This window comes from Rhizobium sp. BK491, from assembly GCF_014194925.1.
Classification (GTDB): Bacteria; Pseudomonadota; Alphaproteobacteria; order Rhizobiales; family Rhizobiaceae; genus Rhizobium.
The window spans coordinates 436,206-459,364 of sequence record NZ_JACIAR010000005.1 but is presented as its reverse complement, the minus strand read 5'-3'; the positions used below and the strand labels follow the sequence as shown (position 1 = coordinate 459,364).

General features: G+C 59.6%; 20 protein-coding genes and 1 pseudogene. 15 read left to right on the top strand and 6 right to left on the bottom strand.

Annotated elements, in window-relative coordinates:
- Nucleotides 1-321: 321 nt before the first annotated feature.
- The 3 genes and pseudogenes from FHX05_RS23915 to FHX05_RS23905 all read right to left on the bottom strand — a co-directional run bounded on the left by FHX05_RS23915 (nt 322) and on the right by FHX05_RS23905 (nt 3,689).
- Nucleotides 322-1,496, bottom strand: a pseudogene (locus FHX05_RS23915) (type IV secretory system conjugative DNA transfer family protein).
- 76 nt (nt 1,497-1,572) lie between these two features.
- Nucleotides 1,573-2,958 carry an O-antigen ligase family protein gene (locus tag FHX05_RS23910; RefSeq protein ID WP_183874922.1) on the bottom strand — a complete coding sequence of 462 codons (1,386 nt, stop codon included), beginning with the start codon at nt 2,956-2,958 and terminating at the stop codon, nt 1,573-1,575.
- 155 nt (nt 2,959-3,113) lie between these two features.
- On the bottom strand, nt 3,114-3,689 hold the full coding sequence (locus FHX05_RS23905) for a sugar transferase (RefSeq protein ID WP_183874920.1): 576 nt from the start codon (nt 3,687-3,689) through the stop codon (nt 3,114-3,116).
- A 187-nt stretch (nt 3,690-3,876) separates the two neighbouring features.
- Between FHX05_RS23905 and FHX05_RS23900 the strand changes: the two genes are divergently transcribed.
- Nucleotides 3,877-4,806 (top strand): SDR family oxidoreductase, encoded by a 930-nt coding sequence (locus tag FHX05_RS23900; protein ID WP_183874918.1) that lies wholly within the window; start codon nt 3,877-3,879, stop codon nt 4,804-4,806.
- Between the two features lie 15 nt (nt 4,807-4,821).
- Here the strand turns inward: FHX05_RS23900 and FHX05_RS23895 are convergent, their stop codons facing one another.
- Nucleotides 4,822-6,108, bottom strand: coding sequence for a nucleotide sugar dehydrogenase (locus FHX05_RS23895; protein WP_183874916.1), 1,287 nt, complete (start codon nt 6,106-6,108; stop codon nt 4,822-4,824).
- A 262-nt stretch (nt 6,109-6,370) separates the two neighbouring features.
- On the opposite strand from FHX05_RS23895, the gene FHX05_RS30480 reads away from it, so the two are divergent.
- The 4 genes from FHX05_RS30480 (at nt 6,371) to FHX05_RS23875 (ending at nt 11,176) form a co-directional block, all read left to right on the top strand.
- Nucleotides 6,371-6,559: a hypothetical protein gene (locus FHX05_RS30480; protein ID WP_075853439.1), complete on the top strand. Its 189-nt coding sequence runs from the start codon at nt 6,371-6,373 to the stop codon at nt 6,557-6,559.
- Nucleotides 6,560-7,813: 1,254 nt separating this feature from the next.
- A complete protein-coding gene (locus FHX05_RS23885; RefSeq protein WP_183874912.1) occupies nt 7,814-8,497 on the top strand; it encodes a DUF1275 family protein in 684 nt (227 codons plus the stop codon).
- Between the two features lie 149 nt (nt 8,498-8,646).
- Nucleotides 8,647-9,630, top strand: coding sequence for a UDP-glucose 4-epimerase GalE (galE, locus tag FHX05_RS23880; protein ID WP_168839694.1), 984 nt, complete (start codon nt 8,647-8,649; stop codon nt 9,628-9,630).
- A complete protein-coding gene (locus FHX05_RS23875) occupies nt 9,608-11,176 on the top strand; it encodes an alkaline phosphatase family protein (protein WP_183874910.1) in 1,569 nt (522 codons plus the stop codon). The genes galE and FHX05_RS23875 overlap by 23 nt, the downstream gene beginning before the upstream one ends.
- 6 nt (nt 11,177-11,182) lie before the next feature.
- Here FHX05_RS23875 and FHX05_RS23870 read toward each other — a convergent pair whose 3' ends face one another.
- On the bottom strand, nt 11,183-11,689 hold the full coding sequence (locus FHX05_RS23870; RefSeq protein WP_183874908.1) for a DUF1993 domain-containing protein: 507 nt from the start codon (nt 11,687-11,689) through the stop codon (nt 11,183-11,185).
- Between the two features lie 372 nt (nt 11,690-12,061).
- Here FHX05_RS23870 and FHX05_RS23865 point away from each other — a divergent pair, with 372 nt between their 5' ends.
- From FHX05_RS23865 to FHX05_RS23820, 10 genes are all read left to right on the top strand, one after another.
- Entirely contained in the window at nt 12,062-12,988 is a 927-nt protein-coding gene (locus FHX05_RS23865) for a sugar ABC transporter substrate-binding protein (protein ID WP_112336142.1), read from the top strand.
- A 73-nt stretch (nt 12,989-13,061) separates the two neighbouring features.
- The gene (locus FHX05_RS23860) at nt 13,062-14,603 is read left to right on the top strand and encodes a sugar ABC transporter ATP-binding protein (protein ID WP_112336143.1); all 1,542 of its coding nucleotides are present in this window, start codon (nt 13,062-13,064) and stop codon (nt 14,601-14,603) included.
- Nucleotides 14,604-14,635: 32 nt separating this feature from the next.
- Nucleotides 14,636-15,661 carry an ABC transporter permease gene (locus tag FHX05_RS23855; protein ID WP_183874906.1) on the top strand — a complete coding sequence of 342 codons (1,026 nt, stop codon included), beginning with the start codon at nt 14,636-14,638 and terminating at the stop codon, nt 15,659-15,661.
- 190 nt (nt 15,662-15,851) lie between these two features.
- On the top strand, nt 15,852-16,922 hold the full coding sequence (locus tag FHX05_RS23850; protein WP_112336145.1) for a dipeptidase: 1,071 nt from the start codon (nt 15,852-15,854) through the stop codon (nt 16,920-16,922).
- 36 nt (nt 16,923-16,958) lie between these two features.
- Nucleotides 16,959-18,599 carry an ABC transporter substrate-binding protein gene (locus FHX05_RS23845; protein WP_112606812.1) on the top strand — a complete coding sequence of 547 codons (1,641 nt, stop codon included), beginning with the start codon at nt 16,959-16,961 and terminating at the stop codon, nt 18,597-18,599.
- Between the two features lie 21 nt (nt 18,600-18,620).
- Nucleotides 18,621-19,688: an ABC transporter permease gene (locus FHX05_RS23840; protein ID WP_112606810.1), complete on the top strand. Its 1,068-nt coding sequence runs from the start codon at nt 18,621-18,623 to the stop codon at nt 19,686-19,688.
- A complete protein-coding gene (locus FHX05_RS23835; RefSeq protein WP_041677726.1) occupies nt 19,685-20,611 on the top strand; it encodes an ABC transporter permease in 927 nt (308 codons plus the stop codon). Before FHX05_RS23840 ends, FHX05_RS23835 begins: the two co-directional genes overlap by 4 nt.
- Nucleotides 20,608-21,441: an ABC transporter ATP-binding protein gene (locus FHX05_RS23830; protein ID WP_112336149.1), complete on the top strand. Its 834-nt coding sequence runs from the start codon at nt 20,608-20,610 to the stop codon at nt 21,439-21,441. Before FHX05_RS23835 ends, FHX05_RS23830 begins: the two co-directional genes overlap by 4 nt.
- Nucleotides 21,438-22,187 (top strand): ABC transporter ATP-binding protein, encoded by a 750-nt coding sequence (locus FHX05_RS23825; RefSeq protein ID WP_183874905.1) that lies wholly within the window; start codon nt 21,438-21,440, stop codon nt 22,185-22,187. Before FHX05_RS23830 ends, FHX05_RS23825 begins: the two co-directional genes overlap by 4 nt.
- 158 nt (nt 22,188-22,345) lie before the next feature.
- Complete coding sequence (locus FHX05_RS23820; RefSeq protein WP_183874903.1) at nt 22,346-22,534, top strand: hypothetical protein; 189 nt, start codon at nt 22,346-22,348, stop codon at nt 22,532-22,534.
- A gap of 81 nt (nt 22,535-22,615) precedes the next feature.
- On the opposite strand, the gene FHX05_RS23815 is transcribed toward FHX05_RS23820, so the two are convergent.
- Nucleotides 22,616-23,053 (bottom strand): hypothetical protein, encoded by a 438-nt coding sequence (locus tag FHX05_RS23815; protein ID WP_183874901.1) that lies wholly within the window; start codon nt 23,051-23,053, stop codon nt 22,616-22,618.
- Between the last annotated feature and the right edge of the window lie 106 nt (nt 23,054-23,159).

The window sequence follows — 23,159 nt, the reverse complement described above, 5'->3', positions numbered from 1 at the left end:
AAGCCAGCCTACATCATCGCATGGTCATGCTGGAGACGCGCCCATCAGGCTGCCGCTCGACAAGCTCACCTGAAAACCAAAATGCAACTGTAATGCTAAGCAATTCACTTATTGCTATGAGATTGTATCATCAACATTACGCCTACTTTATACAGTTTATGATTTAAGTTAAGAGCGCATACCGTTATAAGCCGTCGGCAAACTTCATCATGTTTTACAACCACCAGTCGCTGCCAGATTGGCCTGCCAATCTCAAATATCGGCTGTCGATTTTTCCTCCTTGCCAGAATTCGTCAGAGGCTTCAGCTTTGGCACCAAAGCCTAGAACTTCGCAAAACGATTTACCTTTGCCGCCTCTTCCATCTCCCTGCGACGGAAGTAGATCGCTCGTCCACAACGAATGGGGCTGTGGCCCTGGACAATGATGATCTGCTCGTCCTTGCGCATCGACTGGGTGATTTCGTGCGGCATTATCAGTGGCCGGCGCTGGAAGCTGATGCTTTCGGATTTGCGGGTGCTGCTGTTGGAATTGCTCCAGCCGACATTGCGTGAACGTCCCTGGACTTCAACGGTCATCTCTCCGCATTGGGCGGAGACATTGCGCGCCGTCTCGAGCGCCTTGATTGCGGCGTAGGACGTGAAGGCGCAACCTTCGATCCAGGAGGTTGCTCCGTCCCTTCCGAAATGACGCTCGAGTTGGCCGACGGATTGGTACATCAGCATCAGTGTGATGCCATACTTGCGTACGCGGTCGCGCGCTTCTTCAAGAATACGCATGTAACCCAGCAGATCCACCTCGTCGAGCATGAAGAGCGCCCACCATCGGCCTGGACCATAGCATTGATCAGCGAGCCGCTGATCACTCTGCCAATGCCGGGATAGGAGCGCAGGATTGACGCAGGGATGTTGAGGAAGACGTCCTTCCGTCCAGAAGCGATGTCGCTCGATTTGAACGCATTACCGCAGACCAGTGCGGCATAATTGTCGAGCGACAGCCATTGCGTATCCTTGGATGCGGTCGAATATACCCCGGAGAAGGTCTGCTCCGTCATGTTGGTGAAGACGCCGAGCGTCTCGCGGATAAAGGCGGACACGGAGTTTTCCTGGATGTCGCGTAACATGGCAAGCACCGACGGTTCCGGCTCGGACACAATCAGCCGCAGGCTACGCAAGTTTCGGCGGCCGGCATAATCGGGCGATAGCATCACATGCGCCAGAAGGCCAGTTAACAGATTGTGCGCCTGGTTCTGGAAATAGGAGCCGGTCGAGGTGTCGAAGCGTAGGCTTTCCGACAAAAGCATATGGGCGATCCCAACGATGTCCTCTTCCTTACGCATCGATCTCTCGATTCCATCAAGAACGTTGAAGCCCATGACGGGATTGGTCGGGTCGAGTACCATGACTTCGTGGCCGAGCACATGGACGTGACGATCGAGAATCATCGGCGCGACCTCCGTCGATGGATCGAGACAGATCAACGGACCTCTGTAGCGCAGCGCGGTCGGGATGACATTGCTGGTCGTCTTGAAACCGCCGGAGCCTGCGAAGGAGGCGGTCGTGCAACTATCATGATCACGCTCTCACGGCCGCTTCTTTCCTTTCCACCTTCGACATCGCCAAATACTCCCCCTTCAGCCGCATATGGCACCAGCAGGCGAAGGCGGAGCTTGCGAAGGCCAGGCTTTCGCCGATCGCCAGGCGGTTGTTGGAGTTGCTGAGGAGTGTCAATGAGAAAAAGAAAAGGCAGGCGATATAGGCGTGCCATGCGGCACGCGGAATAATGCCGGCCTTGCGGGCGCGCCAGACGGCGCGGATGAAGGTGGCGAGCATGAAGCCCATGATTGCCGCACCGAACAGGCCGTAGCGCACCAGGATTTCCAGATAGCCATTGTGCAGCAGCGTGTACTGGACATGCGAGTAGCGCGTCTCGGCCCAGCGTTCGAGCCACCGGTTGCCCCAGCCGAAGATCGGTGCGGAGGAAAAGACCTCCCAGCTGTTCGACCAGAGCTGCAGGCGTTCGTCCATCGATACCGGCGTATTGCTGGAACTGATGGCGTTCGAAACCACGCCGCCCATCTCATGGCCGTTGGCCACATTTTCGACCATCGAAATGGCTGCCGACACAGTTGGGCCGGCCGTCTTGTCGAGATTGTGCCTGACGCCATAGATCCCGGCGATCAACAGGGCTGCGACGGCGATGATGATGATGACGCCGCTCTTCAGGCGTAAATAGGTAAGCGTAATGAGCGCCAGGACAGGCAGTGTTATGCCGAGTGCCAGCCAGACGCCTTTCGATTTGGCGCCGTAGATGGCGATGAAGCAGAGCGCGAAGATGAAGGGTGACGCGATATAGGCAAAGCGGGCGATCCGTCGGTCGCTCGATTTGTCCGTCAGGTAGTGCAGCAGCCAGAACAGGGTGAAGATCACGATCATGCCGCAGGCAACGGCGCCGTGGATCTGGTTATTCATGATCAGCGGGCGGATGGTCTCGCCGGCAAAGACCTCGCGCAGATGCTGTGTTGCCACAAGCATGATGAGGACCACCGCGAAATAGGCCGCGACGATCTTCTCCATCAGCTCTTCATAGAGCAGGAAGGCGACGCCCATGATGGGGAAGAAGAAGGGAAAGGCATAGAGCCAGTCCGAGGCGCCGATATCGTGTTGCGGCGTCAGCCAGAAGGTGATGAAGAACCGCGCCATGACATAGAAGGCCCAGCCCATGCAGAGCCAGCCGATCCAGTCCGTGCGCGGCCGTATCGGTGCCTTCATATAGTAGTAGAGGGCGATCAGAGAGAGGAGCGCGGTGGCATAGCGATAGGCGTCGCTCTCGACCACGGTCGGCGAGGCGACAAGCAGCCACAGAATGCCGCCGATGATGGCGAGCAGTTTCGTCATGCTGCTCCCAGCTTTTGTGACGCCGATCGGCTCGGCTGCAAGGTCAGCATGCGGTTTGTTCATGCGCGAGTCGTCCAATGTCGTCCGCCTTCGTCCAGAATCGGTTCATCATCCGGCATTTCTCGCCCCCATGACGGCCCCTATGGTCGCAAAGGGGCAGGAATACGGCAATTTTCCCATGCCGATGCGCCAACGATGTCGATTTCGCCGATTGTATGTTAATGAGCAACTCCGTCGCGCCGGACCACTTTCAGGGCTGTCAGGAAAATGATCTTGAGGTCGAAGAAAAAAGAGCGGCGGCGCAGATAATCTTCGTCCAGCGCCACCTTCTCGGGGATCGGCAGTTCGTCGCGGCCGTTGACCTGGGCCCAGCCGGTCAGGCCTGGCAGCAAAGCATCGACACCGCGCTCCGTGCGCAGGGCTATGAGGTCGTGCTGATTGAACAGCGCCGGGCGTGGGCCGACGATGCTCATCTCGCCTTTCAGGATGCACCAGAGCTGCGGTAGCTCGTCGAGGCTCGACTTGCGCAGGAAGGAGCCGATCGGCGTCAGATAGATATTCGGGTCCTTCAGCAGATGGGTCGCGACCGCCGGCGTATCTGTGCGCATGCTGCGAAATTTCGGCATGCGGAAGATCTTTTTTTTCCGGCCGACCCGATCCGACCAATAGAGGATCGGACCCGGCGAGGTCAGCCGCACTGCGAGAGCTACGGTCAGGATCGGGATGAAAAAGACGATGGTCGCGGCAAGAGCGGCGAGAAAATCGAATAGGCGCTTGGCGATCGTATAAAACATCGTCTCTTGTCGTTGCATCGCCCTCTGTTCTGAGGGTGATCAAGGTCGTCAGTGCTCCGTCCATCTCATATCGCGATTTCAAGCACAACCATTCCCGGTAAGATTCCCCGCCCTTGTTCTAAGCAGACATCCCGTGCAAAGCATGTCTCAGTTAATCATGGTGCGGAAATGTGGAGGCAGCTGGCGGATGATCCTGGTAACGGGTGCGACGGGTTTTGTCGGACAGGCTCTGTGCGCGGAGCTTTCCCGCCGGCGAATGGAGTATCGGCCGGTCAGCCGCGGCTCCCGCCCGGGCTTCGTCGCCATCGGGGCTATGGATAGCCACACGGATTGGTCCGATGCACTTGCTGGCGTCGATACCGTCATGCATCTGGCGGCCCGCGTCCATGTCATGAACGAGAGTGCCGCCGATCCGTTGGCCGCATTTCGCGCCGTCAATGTCAATGCAACGGTCAACCTGGCGCGACAGGCCGCAGGCGCCGGCGTGAAGCGCTTCGTCTTCCTGAGCTCGATCAAGGTCAACGGCGAGGGAACAGTAGCGGGAAAGCCCTTCAGGGCCTCGGACGTGCCGCATCCGGAAGATGCCTATGGCCGCTCGAAGCTGGAGGCGGAGACGGCCCTGCTCGCGATATCAGCGGAAACGGGGATGGAGGTCGTCATCATTCGGCCGCCGCTCGTCTATGGTCCCGGCGTTAAGGCGAATTTCGCAAGCCTGATGAAATGGGCCGCACGACCGTTTCCCTGGCCGTTCGGTGCGGTTCGAAACCGCAGGTCGCTCGTTTATGTCGGCAATCTCGTCGATTTCATGCTGCTCTGCGCGAAGCATCCTGCCGTCATAAACCGCGTATTCCTGGTCAGTGACGGCGAAGATCTTTCGATCGGCCAGCTGATCGCCAAACTATCCCTGTCGAGGGGGCGTAAAGCCTTGATGCTGCCGGTGCCACCCGTGTTGCTCGAGGGACTTGCGGCGCTGCTGGGGCGTCGAGCCGCCGCGCAGCGGCTGCTTGGCTCGCTTCAGGTCGATATCGGCGAGACGCGGGCGCTCACCGGCTGGTCGCCGCCTTACTCGGTCGAAGAAGGATTGGCGGCCACGGTCGCCGGTGCCGGGGCGAGTTGAGCTGGCCTTTCGGCCTTACAGGCTCCATACCGAATGACCTTCCAGCAGAGGATTGGCTCGATCGAGCGCCGCCTTCACGTCGACGACGACACCGTTCTCGCTCAAGAGATCGAGGATCTGGGCGGCCCCTTCGGCCAAATAGGATTTGTGGGGAACGGCAAGCACGAGGGCATCCAGCTTGTCGAAATCCTGCAGTTCTTTGAGCTTTATGCCATATTCTTCTTCAGCTTCCGAATGGCTCGCCATCGGGTCGTGCACCAGCGGCTCGAGGCCGAATTGACGCAGTTCACTGATAATGTCCGGCACGCGGCTGTTGCGCAGGTCGGGTACATTTTCCTTGAAGGTCAGCCCGAATATGCCGATGCGCGCCCCGTTGATCGGCTTTTTCGCCGCGACCAGCATCTTGATGAGCTTCTGGGCAATGAAAGCGCCCATGCCGTCATTGATGCGGCGCCCGGAGAGAATGACTTCCGGGTGGTAGCCGAGCTCTTCCGCCTTGGCCGTCAGGTAATAGGGATCGACGCCGATGCAGTGACCGCCGACCAGGCCGGGAGTGAAGGGCAGGAAGTTCCATTTGGTCCGCGCCGCCTTCAGCACGTCGGCCGTGCGGATATTCATTTTCTCGAAAATGATCGAAAGCTCATTCATCAGTGCGATGTTGACGTCGCGCTGGGTATTCTCGATCACCTTGGCGGCTTCGGCCACCTTGATGCTGGGGGCGCGGTGGATGCCGGCCTCGACCACGGCACCATAGATGGCGGCGATCCTTTCCAGCGTTTCCGCATCATCGCCGGCGACGACCTTCACGATGCGCTCGAAGGTGTGTTCCTTGTCGCCGGGATTGATGCGCTCCGGCGAATAGCCGACATGGAAATCCTCGCCCTGACGCAGCCCGGAAACCTCCGCCAGCACCGGGCCGCAGACGTCTTCCGTGACGCCGGGATAGACTGTGGATTCGTAGACGACGATCGAACCCTTGCGCAGAACCTTGCCCACCGTGCGGGAGGCCGAAATCATAGGCCGCAGATCCGGCTGCCGGTTCTGGTCGATCGGCGTCGGCACGGCGACGATAAAGATATTGCGATCCCTGAGATCCTCAATCTCGCTGCTGATGCGCAGTCCGCTCGACCGCAGCCGTTCGGTGGAAACCTCCCGGGTATCGTCCTCGCCCGCCTTCAGCGCGGAGACACGGGAAGCCTTTATGTCGAAGCCAACGACATCATGGAATTTTTCGGCAAGCGCAATCGCGACGGGCAGGCCCACATAACCGAGGCCGATAACGGCAATTTTTTCGTTCAACACAACATACCTCGAACACTCCGCCTGAATTAGCCCGAATACGAAGCGGATGTCAGCGCTTAATATTTGCCTTCAGGATCATTTCAGCTGTGGGTCGCATGAATGTGATGACCGGTCAGCGGCTTTGCAATGGCCCGGGCGTACAGCCTTGTCGCATATTGCGCCTCAGCTTTGACGCAGATGCATAGGATGCCTATCGAAACTTTCTGGTTTCGACCCCATTTATTTGGGTGAGACCTAATTTTTTCGGAAAGCGTGGTTCGCAATGCGAAACAGCTATCTCAAACATCTACGCACCCAGCGCGAGCAGCTTGAAGCCAAGCTCGAGCTGCATATAGCCCGCTATTGTTTCGGCGACGAAGAGGTGGACGACGGCACGGAGGCGGAGCTGCGGCAACGCATCGCGGAACTGTCTGATGAAATCACCGAACTTGAAACCCAATGGGGTGAATAGTCGGACGATTGCTGAACGCAGTCGCTGCCTTGCGAGCTTCGGTCGGTACTCGGTGCGATAGAAGGTGCAAGGAAGTCCTGTACGGGATTCAGTTGCCAATCCGCGAAGGGTGGATTGGCGAAGAGAGCCGCCGAATCCGTGGATACCGGTGCTTGGCAGGCCGAAAACGGCTGGCCAGCCGCGCAGGCTCCGGCCTTTATCAGGTCGTCAGCGGAGGCTTGATCGGTCATCAGCCTGATTTTCATCGCTTCATCCGGCGTAAGCAGCCGTATCGAACTCGGAGCGGCACTCATTGCCATGTCGAGGATCGACCGATCGATGCCCATTTCCTTGAAGTAAGCGAGAAATTTTGATCGCTGTGATTTCGACAGCGTCGTGCTGTCGCGCAGCCCGATAAACTTGCGGCTGATTTCCTGGCGACTGATGAGGCGCTTCTTGCCGTTAACGATCTGATATTTCATCCGGTAGAGTATCCGCTCCCGATCATAGGTCGTCTTGACTTGATGCACGCCTACGATACCGAAAGGGCTGATGACGCGTCTGACGCCGGCGGCCAGTACGAAAGGGCAGGCCGAGAAACATCTGGCGCCAGCGGAATAGACGACGCCTCTTGCGCCGGCGTGCCAGCCATCGCCACAGAGTGGCTGGTCGTTCGGGCAGGATCGAAGTCTCGTGCCGCCCACCGCCACCGACAGGCCGCGCTTTCGGATGATCTCCCCCATTTCCATCGCAGCCGCTACATTTCCGCCGGGCGAGTTCACGATTATGGGCAGCTTCCTGCTGCCGATACTGGCCAGAAGTTTGCGCAGATCGCCAGGAGATTTCGCATCGATCATGCCTTCTGCGGCAATCCAGTCGACGCAGCCCTCGGGTCGACAGCTGCCGGAGCCGGGATCGGCATGGACCAGCATGAACTGCATGGGTGCGCCCGGTACCTGAGCTGCTGCCATCGGCGCCAAGGTAAAGAGCGCTAGTCCTGCTGCAGCCCCTAGCCGACAGTTTTGGACAAGGAGGCGCGCAAGATGCGAGAAAACTACTGGAATCATGAAGCGATGCCTCCCAGCATCTTTGTGACAGACGGCCAGTAAAACACAACTCCGTTAAGCAAGTCGATGCAACCTTATCTGCAGCATGCCGTCGCCGTCCGGTTGGCGTTCCACGGCGGTGTTTCGTTTCGCGGCCACGCAAGTATCTCGACATTGACGGCTGTTCGGCGCGATAAGGTCGGAGACGATAAAAGCGCGCGAGGAGCCGATGAAGCCGAGTCTGCCTACCCTTCTGAGCATCAATGGCGGCTATGTCGATACCGCCGGATTTCTGGCCCTGCATGGGCTGTTCACGGCCCATGTCACGGGTAATTTCGTCACGCTTGGTGCTTCCCTGGCGCTCGGAACCTCGGGCGCGCTGGCCAAACTTCTGGCGCTGCCGGTCTTCTGCGTCGTCGTCATCCTCGCCCGTCTCATTGGCGGCGATCTCTCGCGGCGCAATCTGCCGACGTTGCAGATCATCCTCTCGCTGAAATTACTGCTGCTCGCGCTTGCGGCGATCCTCGCTTTGCGCTTTGGTCCGTTCGGCGATGGAGATGGCTGGCAGGCCATCCTGACCGGCATGATCCTTGTCGCCGCCATGGCCATCCAGACGACGGCACATCGCATTCATCTCGGTTCGACACCACCCACGACCATGATGACGGGCACGACGACGCAGATCATGATCGATATCGCCGATCTGCTCCATGGTGCCAAGCCGGAGGAAAAGGCGGCAATGAAGGCGCGGCTTCGCCGCATGGGGGTCTCTGTCGGCGGCTTTGCCTTCGGTTGTGCGCTGGCGGCGGCGCTATTCTTGTTTGTCGGCATGGCGTGTTTCGTTCTGCCTCCGGTTCTGGCGCTTGCCGGAATTCTCACGCATATCGGCAAGGCGGAGGTGAAGCCGGCTTAGCTTTTGGCCTCGCCTGTTCTCGATACGACCAATCTTGCTCCTTTCTCCCGCCTTGCAAGTCGGCTACAGCTCTCTAAGTGTACGCGTCGGATCGAACTTGGTCCGCCGCTTTGGGGCGGTAAGTCGTCGTCAGTTGAGAAGGGATGGTCATGGCAGGAGAAACGGTGCTTGTGGTCGGCGGAGCTGGATATATCGGTTCGCACACTTGTCTGGATCTGGCGAATAAGGGGTTCAAGCCCGTCGTCTACGACAATTTCTCCAACGGTCATCGTGAATTCGTCAAATGGGGTCCGGCCGAGGAAGGCGATATCCGCGATCGCGCCCGTCTCGACGAGGTGCTGGCCAAGCACAAGCCTGCCGCCATCCTGCATTTCGCCGCGCTGATCGAGGTCGGCGAGTCGGTCAAGGATCCCGTTTCTTTCTATGAAAACAACGTCATTGGCACGCTGACCCTGCTTTCGGCAGCCCAGGCGGCCGGTGTGAAGGCTTTTGTCTTTTCCTCGACTTGCGCGACCTACGGCCTGCCGCAGAGCGTGCCGCTGGATGAAAGCCACCAGCAGGTGCCGATCAATCCCTACGGCCGCACAAAATATATCGTCGAGCAGGCGCTCGCCGATTATGACCAGTACAAGGGGCTGCGCTCCGTCATCCTGCGCTATTTCAACGCCGCCGGCGCCGATTTCGAGGGGCGCATCGGCGAGTGGCATACGCCGGAAACCCATGCGATCCCGCTCGCCATCGACGCCGCCCTCGGCCGTCGCCAGGGCTTCAAGGTCTTCGGCAGCGATTATGACACGCGCGACGGTACCTGCGTGCGCGACTATATCCATGTGCTCGATCTTGCCGATGCCCATGTCCGTGCCGTGGAATACCTGCTTGAAGGCGGCGATTCCGTCGCGCTCAATCTCGGCACGGGCACGGGAACGACGGTGAAGGAGCTGCTGGGCACGATCGAAACCGTGTCGAACCGTCCGTTCCCGGTTGAATATGTCGGCCGTCGCGAGGGCGATTCGACGACGCTGGTCGCCAACAACGACAAGGCCCGCGATATTCTCGGCTGGTCGCCGCAATATGATCTGACCGAGATCATCCAATCGGCCTGGAACTGGCATGCCAAGTCCAACCAGCACTGAACGGCGCTCTGTCGCCGGTGTTGGGAGTAAACGCCCGAACGTCCTGCTGATCTCAGCCGATCAATGGCGGGGAGATTGTCTCTCCGCCGTCGGGCATGAATGTGTAAAGACGCCGAATGTCGATGCGCTGGCGAAGGAAGGCGTGCTGTTCCGGCGGCATTATGCCGGAACGGCGCCCTGTTCGCCGGCGCGGGCGACGCTCTATACCGGCCTCTATCAGATGAACCATCGCGTTTGCCGCAATGGTTCGCCGCTGGACGCACGTTTCGACAATATCGCGCTTGCCGCACGCCGGGCCGGCTATGATCCGACACTGTTCGGCTATACCGACACGGCGCCGGATCCGCGCGGCCGGGATCCTCATGATCCTCACCTGACGACCTATGAGGGCGTGTTGCCCGGCTTCACGGCGCGGCAGCTTCTGCCCGAACATGAGAAACAGTGGCTCTCCTGGCTGCGGTCGCGCGGCCATGCCGAGGCCGTCAGCCGCAATATTCATATTCCGGTCGGCGCCGAGCCCGGCGAAATTTCCAACAATGCGCCCGCCTATTCCAAGGACGAGACGCAGACAGCCTTTCTGGCGGGCGAGTTCATCCGCTGGCTCGGCGAACAGGATCAGCCCTGGTTCGCGCATGTTTCGTTCCTCCGGCCGCATCCGCCTTTCTCGGTGCCGGAGCCTTATAACCGCATGTTTTCGGCGGCTGACGGCCCGGCTTTCGCGCGCGCCGCCGATCGCGAAGCGGAAATGACAGCGCATCCGCTGCTCGCTTTCGGCCTGCCGCTGATCGGCAAGGGCGGCTTCATCTATGGCGGCAAGGGCTCCATCGATGAGTGGACGCCGGAGGATTTTGCGGCGATCCGCGCCATCTATTACGGCATGATCGCGGAGGTTGACGCGCAGCTTGGCCGGATCTGGCAGGCATTGAAGGACGCCGGCGCCTGGGACGACACCGTCATCGTCTTTACCTCCGACCATGCCGAGATGATGGGCGACCACTGGATGCTCGGCAAGGGCGGCTTTTTCGACGGCAGCTATCATGTGCCGCTCGTTATTCGTGATCCCTACCAGCCCGCCATGTATGGCCGGCAGGTAGAGCATTTCACCAGTGCCGCGGATATTTTCCCAAGCCTGTGCGAACGGCTCGGCATCGCGCCGGCAAACCATGTCGATGGCGAAAGCCTGCTGCCGTTCCTCGCAGGATCCCAACCAATTCACTGGCGCGATGCCGCCTTCTGGGAGTTCGATTTTCGCGATATCGCCGAGGGTGTCCCGGAGCGGCATTTCGGCTTACGATCGAATGCCTGCAATCTGGCCGTCGTGCGCGATGAGCGTTTCAAATATGTCCATTGCGCCGGGCTTCCGCCGCTGCTCTTCGATCTGGCGAAGGATCCGACGGAGCTTTCCAATGTCGCCAATGACAGCGCCTACGCGGCGATCAGGCTTGCCTACGCCGAAAAGCTGCTTTCTCTTCGGGCGGAGCATCTGGACCAGACGCTCGCCTATACGGAGCTGACGGAAAAAGGGCCGGTGTCGCGCCGGCCCTGAATAATTTTAGCCGAGTGCACCGAGGTAGTTCATCTTGCCCACCGCCAGGCCGCGGCTGCGCAGAATGTCGTGCGCCGTGGTGACATGGAAGAAGAAGTTCGGCAGCGCGAACTTCGCCAGATAATCCTCACCCTTAAAAACGATCTTGTTGCCTCCCGGCGTGATCGTCACTTCCCGCGTGTCACTGCCTTCCATCGTCGCCGGGGTAATCGTCGCCAGGAAATCCTGCGTTTTCTTCAGACGTTCGCGCAGGTCTGCGACCGTCGTCTCGTTATCTTCGAAGCGCGGCGCATCGATGCCGGCAAGACGGGCGATGGCGAGTTTCGCCGTATCGGAGGCGCGCTGGTACTGGCCGGAGAACGGCAGCATGTCGTCGATCAGCCGTGCGGAAACGAGTTCCTCCGCCGCAACGCCTTTTTCCGCCGCATAGGCTTCGATCTTGTCGAGATAGGCCGAAAGGTTTTGCAGGCCGCGTTGAAAGATCGGGACCGAGAAACTGTACATCGAGGGCATGCGTGTTCTCCATTGCGGGGCCGCGGCGCGGCTGGTTGGTTTGCCGACATTCTATTCCGTTCCCATGTCGATGGAATAACCATTCCATGGTGTCGGCGCCTGTATGTAGGGTTTGGCCGCCGTTTCTTACAGCAGCAGAGACGAGAAACTCGTCGTGGCCTGCGCCCCTCTCGGGGGCGAGAATTTGCTGTTGACCTTTGTCTTGAAAAATGGAATGAATATTCCGGATAAAGAATTTTACGGTTTGTTTGTTCCGTTTTCGATATGGCTGCCATGGGAGTGACAGCCGATTGAATAAAGGCCCCGCGGTCGAAACCGGGGGCTCCGGCATTCAGGAGGGGTGTGGCCGGGCACCGTATCTGGGAGGAAAACATGAAGAAATTTATCCTTGGCTCTGCGATGGCACTTCTGCTGTCGACCGCTGCCCACGCCCAAACCATCGGCGTTTCGATGGCCCTGTTCGACGACAACTTCCTGACGGTTCTGCGCAATGGCATGCAGGATTACGCCAAGGACAAGGGCGTGACGCTGCAGGTCGAAGACGCCCAGAACGACATCGCCAAGCAGCAGAGCCAGATCCAGAACTTCATCGCCAGTAAGGTCGATGCCATCATCGTGAATCCGGTCGATACCGACGCGACGGCCGCGATTTCCAAGCTTGCCGCCGATGCCAAGATCCCGCTCGTCTACGTTAACCGCGAGCCGGCAAACGTCGATAGCCTTCCGGACAAGCAGGCTTTCGTCGCCTCCAACGAACAGGAATCCGGTACGCTGGAGGCCAAGGAAGTCTGCCGGTTGCTTGGCGGCAAAGGCAAGGCCGTCATTATGATGGGCGAGCTTTCCAACCAGGCTGCCCGCATGCGCACCAAGGACGTCCATGATGTCGTGGCGACCGATGAGTGCAAGGGCATCAAGATCGTCCAGGAACAGACCGCCAACTGGCAGCGCACCCAGGGTGCTGACCTGATGACCAACTGGCTCTCCAGTGGCATCGAATTCGATGCCGTCATCTCCAACAACGACGAAATGGCGATCGGCGCCATCCAGGCGCTGAAGGCGTCCGGCAAGTCGCTGGACAAGATCATCGTTGCCGGCGTCGACGCCACGCAAGATGCGCTTGCCGCGATGCAGGCCGGCGACCTGAAGGTCACCGTGTTCCAGGATGCTGCCGGCCAGGGCAAGGGTGCGGTGGACGCCGCACTCAAGCTCGCCAAGGGCGATAAGATCGAGAAAAAGGTCTACATCCCCTTCCAGCTCGTCACCCCGACCAACGTCAAGGACTTCGTCAAGAAGAACTGAGGACGAGAGTGATCGACGGATGCGGGCTTGAAAGCCCGCATCCCTTGAAATCCGATCTGCCCGGGAGGGAAAAATGGTTGTGAGCCCATCCACCATGGCGGCGGTGCGCGCCAGCGGCGTTGTCCCCAATGCCACCTATCTGCTGAGCGCCGAAGGCATCCGCAAGGAATTTCCCGGCGTGGTCGCCCTGGACGACGTTTCCTTCCGCCTGAAGCGCGGGACGGTGCATGCGCTGATGGGCGAGAATGGCGCGGGCAAGTCGACGCTGATGAAGATCCTTGCCGGCATTTATATTCCCGATCAGGGCGAGGTACGTCTCAAGGGCGTCGAAATCCGGCTGAAGTCACCGCTCGACGCGCTGGAAAACGGCATTGCCATGATCCATCAGGAACTGAACCTGATGCCCTTCATGACGGTTGCCGAGAATATCTGGATCCGGCGTGAGCCGAAGAACCGGTTCGGTCTCGTCGACCACGCGGAGATGAGCCGCAAGACCGAGGAGCTCTTCCAGCGCCTCAACATTTCCATCGATCCCGAGATCCAGGTCCGTGAGCTTTCCGTCGCGAGCCGGCAGATGGTCGAAATCGCCAAGGCGGTCTCTTATAATTCCGACGTGCTGATCATGGATGAGCCGACCTCGGCTCTGACAGAGCGTGAGGTGGCGCATCTATTCCAGATCATCCGCGACCTGCGCGCCCAGGGCATCGGCATCGTCTATATCACCCACAAGATGAATGAGTTGTTCGAGATTGCCGACGAATTCTCGGTTTTCCGCGACGGCAAATATATCGGCACGCACGCTTCGACCGATGTGACCCGCGACGATATCATCCGCATGATGGTCGGCCGCGAGATCACGCAGATGTTCCCCAAGGAAGAGGTGCCGATCGGCGAAACCGTGCTGTCGGTCAAGGATCTGAGCCTCGATGGCGTCTTCTCCAATGTTTCCTTCGACGTCAGGGCTGGTGAAATTCTCGGCGTGGCTGGGCTTGTCGGATCGGGCCGGTCCAATGTCGCGGAGACCATCTTCGGCGTGACGCCCGCCTCGTCCGGCACGATCGAGCTTTTCGGCAAGAAGACCGAGATTTCCTCGCCGGCCGCAGCGATCCGCCACCGCATGGCCTTCCTCACGGAAGACCGCAAGGATACGGGCTGCCTTCTCATCCTCAGCGTGCTGGAGAACATGCAGGTCGCGGTGCTGCATGACCAGTTCGTGCGCGGCGGCTTCGTGCAGGAAGGCGCGATCGAAGAGGCCTGCGAGGAGATGGCCAGGAAGTTGCGCGTCAAGACGCCGAACCTTGATGAGCGCATCGAAAATCTTTCCGGCGGCAATCAGCAGAAGGCGCTGATCGGCCGGTGGATGCTCACCAATCCCCGCATTCTGATCCTGGACGAGCCCACGCGCGGCATCGATGTCGGCGCCAAGGCGGAAATCCACCGTCTCGTCACCGAAATGGCGCGCAACGGCGTCGCCGTCATCATGATCTCCTCGGAAATGCCCGAGGTGCTCGGCATGAGCGACCGCATCATGGTCATGCATGAAGGACGGGTCACCGGCTTCCTGGATCGCGCGGATGCAACTCAAGTGAAGGTGATGGAGCTGGCCGCGCAGTGACGCCGCCAATCATCGCAAGGGAGGATTGAACCATGGTTAGCAAAGTTGCAGAGGCGACCGCTCCGGCAGTCACACGGCCAAAAAGGCGCCGCGTGCCGCCCGAACTCGGCATCTTCCTGGTGCTGATCGGCATTGCGCTTCTGTGCGAAATCCTCGGCTGGATCTTCGTCGGCCAGAGCTTCCTGATGAACCTGCAGCGCCTGAAAATTATGATCCTGCAGGTGTCGGTCATCGGCATCATCTCGGTCGGCGTGACGCAGGTCATCATCACAGGCGGTATCGACCTCTCGTCCGGCTCAGTCGTGGGCCTCACGGCCATGGTCGCTGCGAGCTTTGCCCAGTCGTCGACCTGGGCGAGGGCCGTCTATCCCGCACTGACCGATATGCCCTTCTTCGTGCCGATCGGCATTGGCCTGCTCATCGGCCTCCTTGCCGGCTTTATCAACGGACAGCTGATCACGAAGACGAAGATTCCGCCCTTCATCGCGACGCTTGGCATGATGGTCTCGGCACGCGGCCTGTCCAAGCTCTACACCAAGGGCCAGCCGATTTCGGGCCTCACCGACCAGTTCAATTTCATCGGCTCCGGCATCTGGCCCGTCATCGTCTTCCTGATCATCGCAATCGCCTTCCACATCGTGCTGCGCTATACGCGCTACGGCAAGTTCACCTACGCGATCGGCGCCAACGTGCAGGCGGCGCGCGTGTCGGGCATCAATGTCGAGGCGCATCTGGTCAAGGTCTATGCGATCGCCGGGCTTCTGGCGGGCCTTGCCGGCATCATCACCGCCGCCCGCGTGCAGACGGCGCAGGCCGGCATGGGCGTCAATTATGAGCTGGATGCGATCGCGGCTGCTGTCATCGGCGGCACGTCGCTGACCGGGGGCGTCGGCCGCATCGCCGGTACTGTGATCGGCACCGTCATTCTCGGTGTGATGATCTCCGGCTTCACCTTCCTCAACGTCGATGCCTATTACCAGGAAATCGCCAAGGGCTTCATCATCGTCGCGGCCGTTGCCATCGACGTCTACCGCCAGAAGAAGCGGGCCAAGCGCTGAAATGCCCGACACATCATCAGCGTTGTAAAGCATGCCTTCAAGGCGGGGTGTTTGCCCCGCCTTTTTCCATTCGAATATGCAGTTCCATGCAAATGCAAATTTTTTTCATTTGGGTATGGCGAATCCTGTCAGCTTTTCTATTCTGGCCGCTTTCCATTCGCTCACTCGAGCGCTTCGTCCGGGATAGACAATGCAAGCCGTATTCGATGGTCACAACGACGTTCTCTTGAGGCTCTGGCATCACGCGCGCGACGGCGCCGATCCGGTTGCCGAATTCAGGGATGGGACGTCGAGCGGCCATATCGATGCTCCGCGAGCGCGTGCTGGGGCTTTGGCCGGCGGCCTCTGCGCCATTTACATTCCGTCGGGCGATCTCGTCTTCGCCGATCCCGATAGCAACGGCCACTATGCCACGCCTTTGGCGGCTCCGTTGGAACGTGCGCCTTCCCTGGATATCGCTCTCGAAATGGCGGCGATCGCGCTGCGGCTCGACCGCGCCGGCGCCTGGAAGCTCTGCCGCTCCACCGCCGAGATTCGCGATTGCATGGAGAAAAGAATTTTCGCGGCCGTGATGCATATGGAAGGCTGCGAAGCGATCGACGCCGATCTCGTCGCACTTGAAACCTTCTATGCGGCCGGCCTGCGTTCGCTCGGCCCTGTCTGGAGCCGCAACAACGTCTTTGCCCATGGTGTGCCCTTCGCTTATCCGAGCTCCCCGGACACGGGACCTGGCCTGACCGACGCCGGCTTTGCGCTAGTCCGCGCCTGCAACCAGCTCGGTATCCTGGTCGATCTCGCGCACATCACCGAGAAAGGCTTCTGGGATGTGGCGAAGACCTCGGATCAGCCGCTGGTCGCGAGCCACTCCAATGCGCATGCGCTGACGCCTGTCGCGCGCAACCTCACCGACAAGCAGCTCGATGCTATCAAGGAGAGCCGCGGAATCGTCGGCCTCAACTATGCGACGGCGATGTTGCGCGACGATGCGCGCTCGGATGCCGATACGCCGCTCGAGGCGATGGTGCGGCATGTCGATCATCTCGTCGGCCGCCTTGGCATCGATTGCGTCGGCCTCGGATCGGATTTCGACGGCGCCACGATTCCGGCTGAGATCGGCGATGCCGCAGGCAATCAGAAGCTGATTGAAGCCCTTCGGAACGCTGGTTATGGTGAGGCCGATCTTGTAAAGCTGTGCAGGGAGAACTGGCTTCGCGTCCTGGCGTCCGCTTGGAAGGAAGGCAGCCGTTCGAGTGCGTCCTGAATATTGCGTAGAGTTTAAAAAAGGGGAATGAAAACAATGATGATGACCAAGATGAACCGCGGTTTGCGGGCACTGTCTGCCGGCGTGGCTCTCTCGCTTCTGCTGATGGCGGCGCCGAACGCTTATGCTGCGACGCCCAAGGACACGCTGGTCGAGGGCTTTGCCTTCGATGATATTCTGAGCATGGATCCGGCCGAAGCCTATGAACTGTCGGCTGCGGAAATCACCGGCAACACCTATAGCCTGCTGGTCCGTCTCGACATCAACGACACGTCCAAGATCAAGGGTGACCTCGCCGAGAGCTGGTCGGTTTCCGACGATCATCTGACCTATACGTTCAAGCTGAAGCCCGGCCTGAAGTTTGCGTCCGGCAATCCGATCACGGCTGAAGACGTTGCATGGTCCTTCGAGCGTGTCGTCAAGCTCAACAAGAGCCCGGCCTTCATTCTCACGCAGTTCGGCATCACGGGCGACAACGTGACGGAAAAGGCCAAGGCAACCGATGCGAACACCTTCACCTTTACCGTCGACAAGCCTTATGCGCCGAGCTTCGTGCTGAACTGCCTGACGGCAACCGTTGCCGAAGTGGTCGACAAGAAGCTGGTCCTGCAGCATGTAAAGCCGGCAACGCCGACTGCCGATTACAAATATGACAACGACTTCGGCAACAGCTGGCTGAAGACCGGCTTTGCCGGTTCCGGTCCGTTCAAGCTGCGTGAATGGCGCGCCAACGAGGCCGTCGTGTTGGAGCGCAATGACAATTACTACGGCGAAAAGGCGAAGCTGAACCGCGTCATCTATCGTTTCATGAAGGAAAGCTCGGCACAGCGCCTGGCGCTTGAAAACGGCGATATCGATATCGCGCGTAACCTGTCTCCGACCGACCTTCAGGCTGTCGAGAAGAACGCGCAGCTCGCTTCGACCAGCGCGCCGAAGGGCACCATCTATTATATGAGCCTCAACCAGAAGAACGCCAATCTGGCCAAGCCGGAAGTGCAGCAGGCGTTCAAGTATCTGGTCGATTACGATGCCATCGGCAAGACGCTGATCAAGGGCATCGGCGAAATCCACCAGACCTTCGAGCCGAAGGGCATGCTCGGCTCGCTAGATGAAAACCCGTTCAAGCTCGACGTCGCCAAGGCCAAGGAATTGCTGGCCAAGGCAGGCCTGCCCAACGGCTTCTCGATCACCATGGACGTGCGCAGCATCGAGCCGGACACGGGCATCGCGACTGCGATCCAGCAGACGCTCGGCCAGGCTGGCATCAAGGTGGAGATCATCCCGGGTGACGGCAAGCAGAAGCTGACGAAGTATCGTGCCCGCAACCACGATATCTACTTCGGCAATTGGGGCCCGGATTATTGGGACCCCCATTCCAACGCCGATACTTTCACCACCAACGACGACAATTCCGATACCAGCAGCAACAAGACGCTGGTCTGGCGCAACACCTGGACCACTCCCGAACTGGAAAAGCTCGCCAAGGCTGCGCTCTTCGAAGGCGATGCGACCAAGCGTGGCGCCATGTATCAGGACATCCAAAAGAAATTCCTGGAAGCAAGCCCTTTCATCATCCTCTATCAGCAGACGGAAGTCGCCGGCTATCGCAAGGACGTGAAGGACTTCAAGCTTGGTCCGAGCTTCGACAACAACTTCGTCTGGCCGATCTCCAAGTGATGATCCGGCAGGACTAGGTCTTTGAGCACTGTCGAACGGAAAATGCAGGTGCGGCCCAAGAAGGGCCGTGCCGCTCCCTTTTTCATGGGGCTACTACGATTCCTCGTCGTGGCCGTCACCACCTATCTCGGTCTGCTGGCCGTCACCTTCTTCATCGGACGCGTCATACCGATCGATCCGGCGCTGGCGATCGCCGGCGATCACGCGCCGCAGCAGATATTGGAGCGCCTGCGGCGCGAGATGCATCTCGACCAGCCGCTTTATCTGCAGTTCTATTATTACCTCGTGAGCGCGCTCAGCGGCGATTTTGGTACGTCGGTTCTGACAACCAATCCGGTCATGGATGACATCAGGCGCGTCTTTCCGGCGACGATGGAGCTTGCGACGGTCGGCACGATCATCGGGGCCTTGTTTGGGGTTCCCTTCGGCGTACTTGCCGCGGTGCGCCGCAATAGCTTCATCGACCAGATCGTCCGCGTGATCGGCCTCGTCGGCTATTCCGTGCCAGTCTTCTGGCTGGCTATGGTTTCGCTCGTCATTTTCTATGCGAAGCTGAACTGGGTGGCCTATCCCGGCCGCATCGACATCGCCTATGAATATAGTTTCACGCCGATTACGGGCTTTTTCCTGCTCGACAGCGCTCTGCAGGGGCAATGGGATGTCTTCTGGGACGTCTTCCGCCACATCATCCTGCCGGCGTCGCTGCTCGGCTATTTCTCGCTTGCCTATATCAGCCGTATGACCCGCAGTTTCATGCTGAACGAACTGGGCCAGGAATATATTGTGGCGGCCCGCGCCAAGGGGCTTTCCGAGACGCGGGTAATCTGGGGGCATGCCCTGCGCAGCGCCGCCGTGCCGCTGATCACGGTAATCGCGCTCTCCTATGCCGGGTTGCTCGAGGGATCCGTGCTGACGGAGATCGTCTTCTCCTGGCCGGGCATCGGCTTCTACATCACCAGCTCGCTGCGCAATGCCGACATGAATGCCGTTCTCGGCGGCACGATCATCGTCGGCACAGTGTTCATCGGCATCAATCTGATTTCCGATCTTCTGTATCGGACGCTCGACCCGAGGACCAGACGCAAATGACTGTCGAGACCACCCAACCCAGCTTGAGGGACTGGCTGCTCTCCGATCGGCCACAGTCGCGCCGGCAGGCGAGGCTAGGGCGCGCCTATGTCACCTGGCGGCAGTTTTCCGCCAATCGCCTGGCCGTGATCGGGCTCCTCATCATTATCGCCCTCGTGCTGGTGGCAGCACTTGCCGATGTCATCGCACCGCATTCGCCTGTTATCGGCGACCTGACCAATGCCTATCTGAAGCCCCCCGGCACGCCGGGCTATCTTCTCGGCACCGACGATCTCGGCCGTGATATCCTTTCGCGCCTCATCTACGGGTCGCGCTGGACGCTTTATATCGTTGTTCTGGTCGCGATCATCTCGGCGCCGATCGGGCTGATCATCGGCATGGTGTCGGGCTATCTCGGCGGCTGGGTGGATGTGATCCTGATGCGCATCACCGATATCTTCCTTGCCTTTCCGAAGCTGGTGCTGGCGCTTGCCTTCGCCGGCGCGCTCGGCGCGGGCATCGAGAATGCGGTCATTGCGATCGCCATCACCTCATGGCCACCCTATGCGCGCCTGGCGCGGGCCGAGACAATGACGGTGCGGCGTTCGGACTATATCGCCGCCGTGCAGCTTATGGGTGCCTCGCCGCTGCGTATCATCTTTCGCCATGTCATGCCGCTTTGCATCTCCTCGGTGATCGTCCGCGTTACGCTCGACATGGCCGGCGTCATCCTAACGGCCGCCGGTCTCGGTTTCCTCGGGCTCGGCGCGCAGCCGCCGCTGCCCGAATGGGGGGTGATGATCGCGAGCGGCTTCAAATACTATCTCGATCAATGGTGGGTGGCGGCCATGCCGGGCATTGCGATCCTCATCGTCAGCCTCGGCTTCAATCTGCTCGGCGATGGCCTGCGCGATGCGCTCGATCCTAAGGAGAGCGGCCAATGACGACACTTTTGACCGTGGAGAACCTCAAGGTTCGCTATCCGACCCGTACCGGCGTCATCGATGCGGTGCGCGGCGTCTCCTTCACGCTCGGCCGTGAGCGGCTTGGTATCGTCGGCGAGAGCGGTTCCGGCAAATCGCAGACCGGCCGCGCGATCATGGGGCTGACGCCGCCGCATGGCCTCGTCACCGCGGACAGGCTCAATTTCAGCGGCATCGACCTCCTATCGATTTCGGCCAGGGAACGCCGCTCGCTGCGCGGCAAGCGCATCGCCATGGTGCTTCAGGACCCGAAATATTCGCTCGATCCCGTCATGACCATCGGCCGGCAGATCACTGAGACCCTGCGTACGCATGAGAAGGTGAGCAAGGCCGAGGCGCGGGACCGTGCCATGGCCATGCTGGAAGCCGTGCAGATTCGCGATCCCGGCCGTGTCTACGACCTGCACCCACACGAGGTTTCGGGCGGCATGGGCCAGCGCGTCATGATCGCCATGATGCTCATCGCCGGACCGGAGTTGCTGATCGCCGACGAGCCGACCTCGGCGCTCGACGTCACCGTCCAGCTTGATGTCCTCAGGATCATGGACAAGCTCGTCTCCGAGCGTGGCATGGGGCTGATTTTCGTCTCGCACGACCTGCGGCTGGTGTCGTCCTTCTGCGACCGGGTGATCGTCATGTATGCAGGCAAGGTCGTGGAAGAACTTAAGGCTTCCGAATTGAACAATGCCCAGCATCCCTATACGCGCGGCCTGCTGAACTGCATGCCCGTCATCGGCGAAAACCGGCATCCGCTACCGGTGCTCGACCGCAAGCCGGAGTGGGCGGCATGACGACAGCACTCGTAGTTGATGGCCTCAGCGTCGTCTATGACGGTTATTATGCGCTCGATGCCGTCGGCGTCGAGGTCAACAAGGGCGAATCCTTCGGCCTGGTCGGCGAGTCCGGCTCGGGCAAATCGACACTACTGCGTGCCGTTGCTGGCCTTGCACCCGTCACCGACGGCAAGATCCAGGTTGGCGGCGAGCAGCTGAAGGGCGCCAGGCGCAGCAAGGCCTTCTATCGCCAGGTGCAGATGGTGTTCCAGGATCCCTACGGCTCCCTGCATCCGCGCCAGACGATCGACCGGCTGCTGCTGGAGCCTCTGTCGATCCATGGGATCGACGATGCCGAAACCCGGATCGCGAGAGCGTTGGATGAGGTGGGCCTCGGAACAGGTTTTCGCTTCCGCTATCCGCACCAGCTCTCCGGCGGGCAGCGCCAGCGCGTCGCCATTGCCCGCGCGCTGATCGTCGAACCGTCAATCCTGCTGCTCGACGAGCCGACCTCGGCGCTCGATGCTTCGGTGCAGGCCGAAGTTCTGAACCTGCTCGAACAGGTGCGCAAAGACCGCCATCTGACCTTCGTGATGGTGAGCCACGATCTCGGCGTCGTCACCCACATGTGCGAGCGACTGGCCGTCATGCGCAACGGCGCTGTCGTCGAGAGATTGACCGCCAAGGAGCTTTCGGCGGGTGACGTGAAGGAAGATTACACGCGCAATTTGATGATCGCCAGCAAGGGGTTCGTCCGCGCCTGAGCGGACGGCTTTGCCCCACGGCACGTTAACGAAGAGGTCGTTTAAACACGACCAATCGTATAGACTATTGACACCTGCCGCAATTCTGTCATGATCTCGTTAATGGCAGTTAACTTTCGTGATCCCGATGAGGGGTCAGACGTTAAGTGGAGGCAGGCATGTTTTTCATGGGTGGCATGACCATGGGCTATCTTCATCCGCCGGTGCCGGCGAAGCAGGAAGGTGCACGGTCCGCCTCTCTTTCCGACGAAAACAGCCGCCGTCAGGCCGGATCTGCCGAAGAGCAGACGGCCGATACCAGCGCCGTCGAGCGTAGCTTGATTTGGGCCCGCCGCATTCTCTGCTGATTAGGCGTTGCCGATCTTTCGGGTCCTCGACTTCAAATGGTTTAATTTTTCTCGGCTCGCGTTCTGGACGAAAATTCATCTCTACCTAATTGATAGGATATCTATGAATATCCGTCCCGGGCTTGACCTGAGAGACATATAAGAAACGAACGGAGGCGACACATGGCGAATTTGGGTATTTCGAATACGCATGTGAATCGGTTCGATGGTTCCAAGCGCGCTGCGAATAAGCGGCAAAAGATTCAAACGGCTGTTCACGTCGTCCTGTTTTCGGCTGCATTCCTCTTTGTCGCGGCCATTGTTTGCGGCATCGTCGTTTAAGGTGGTGCCTTTGGAAGCGGCAGGGAATACTGCCGCTTGTTTGGCCGATTTCTCGGCGACCCCCGGTAAATTCCATTCAGTTTTCCTGGCATCATTTTGCTGCGCAAAGAAATTTGCTCGGCCGATAGAATGTGCCGTGTGAAAACAGTAAACTTCCCCCCCAAAATACGCTCGCGTAAGCGCTTGGCGCGTTGCCATTCGGCGGCTCGGCTGGTCGCCATGCTATTCCGTATTGCCTCTCTTTTCGGAGTGAAGGCGAATCGCTGCGATGGCATGACAGGGAGGATGTGTCTTGGCTCTGCGG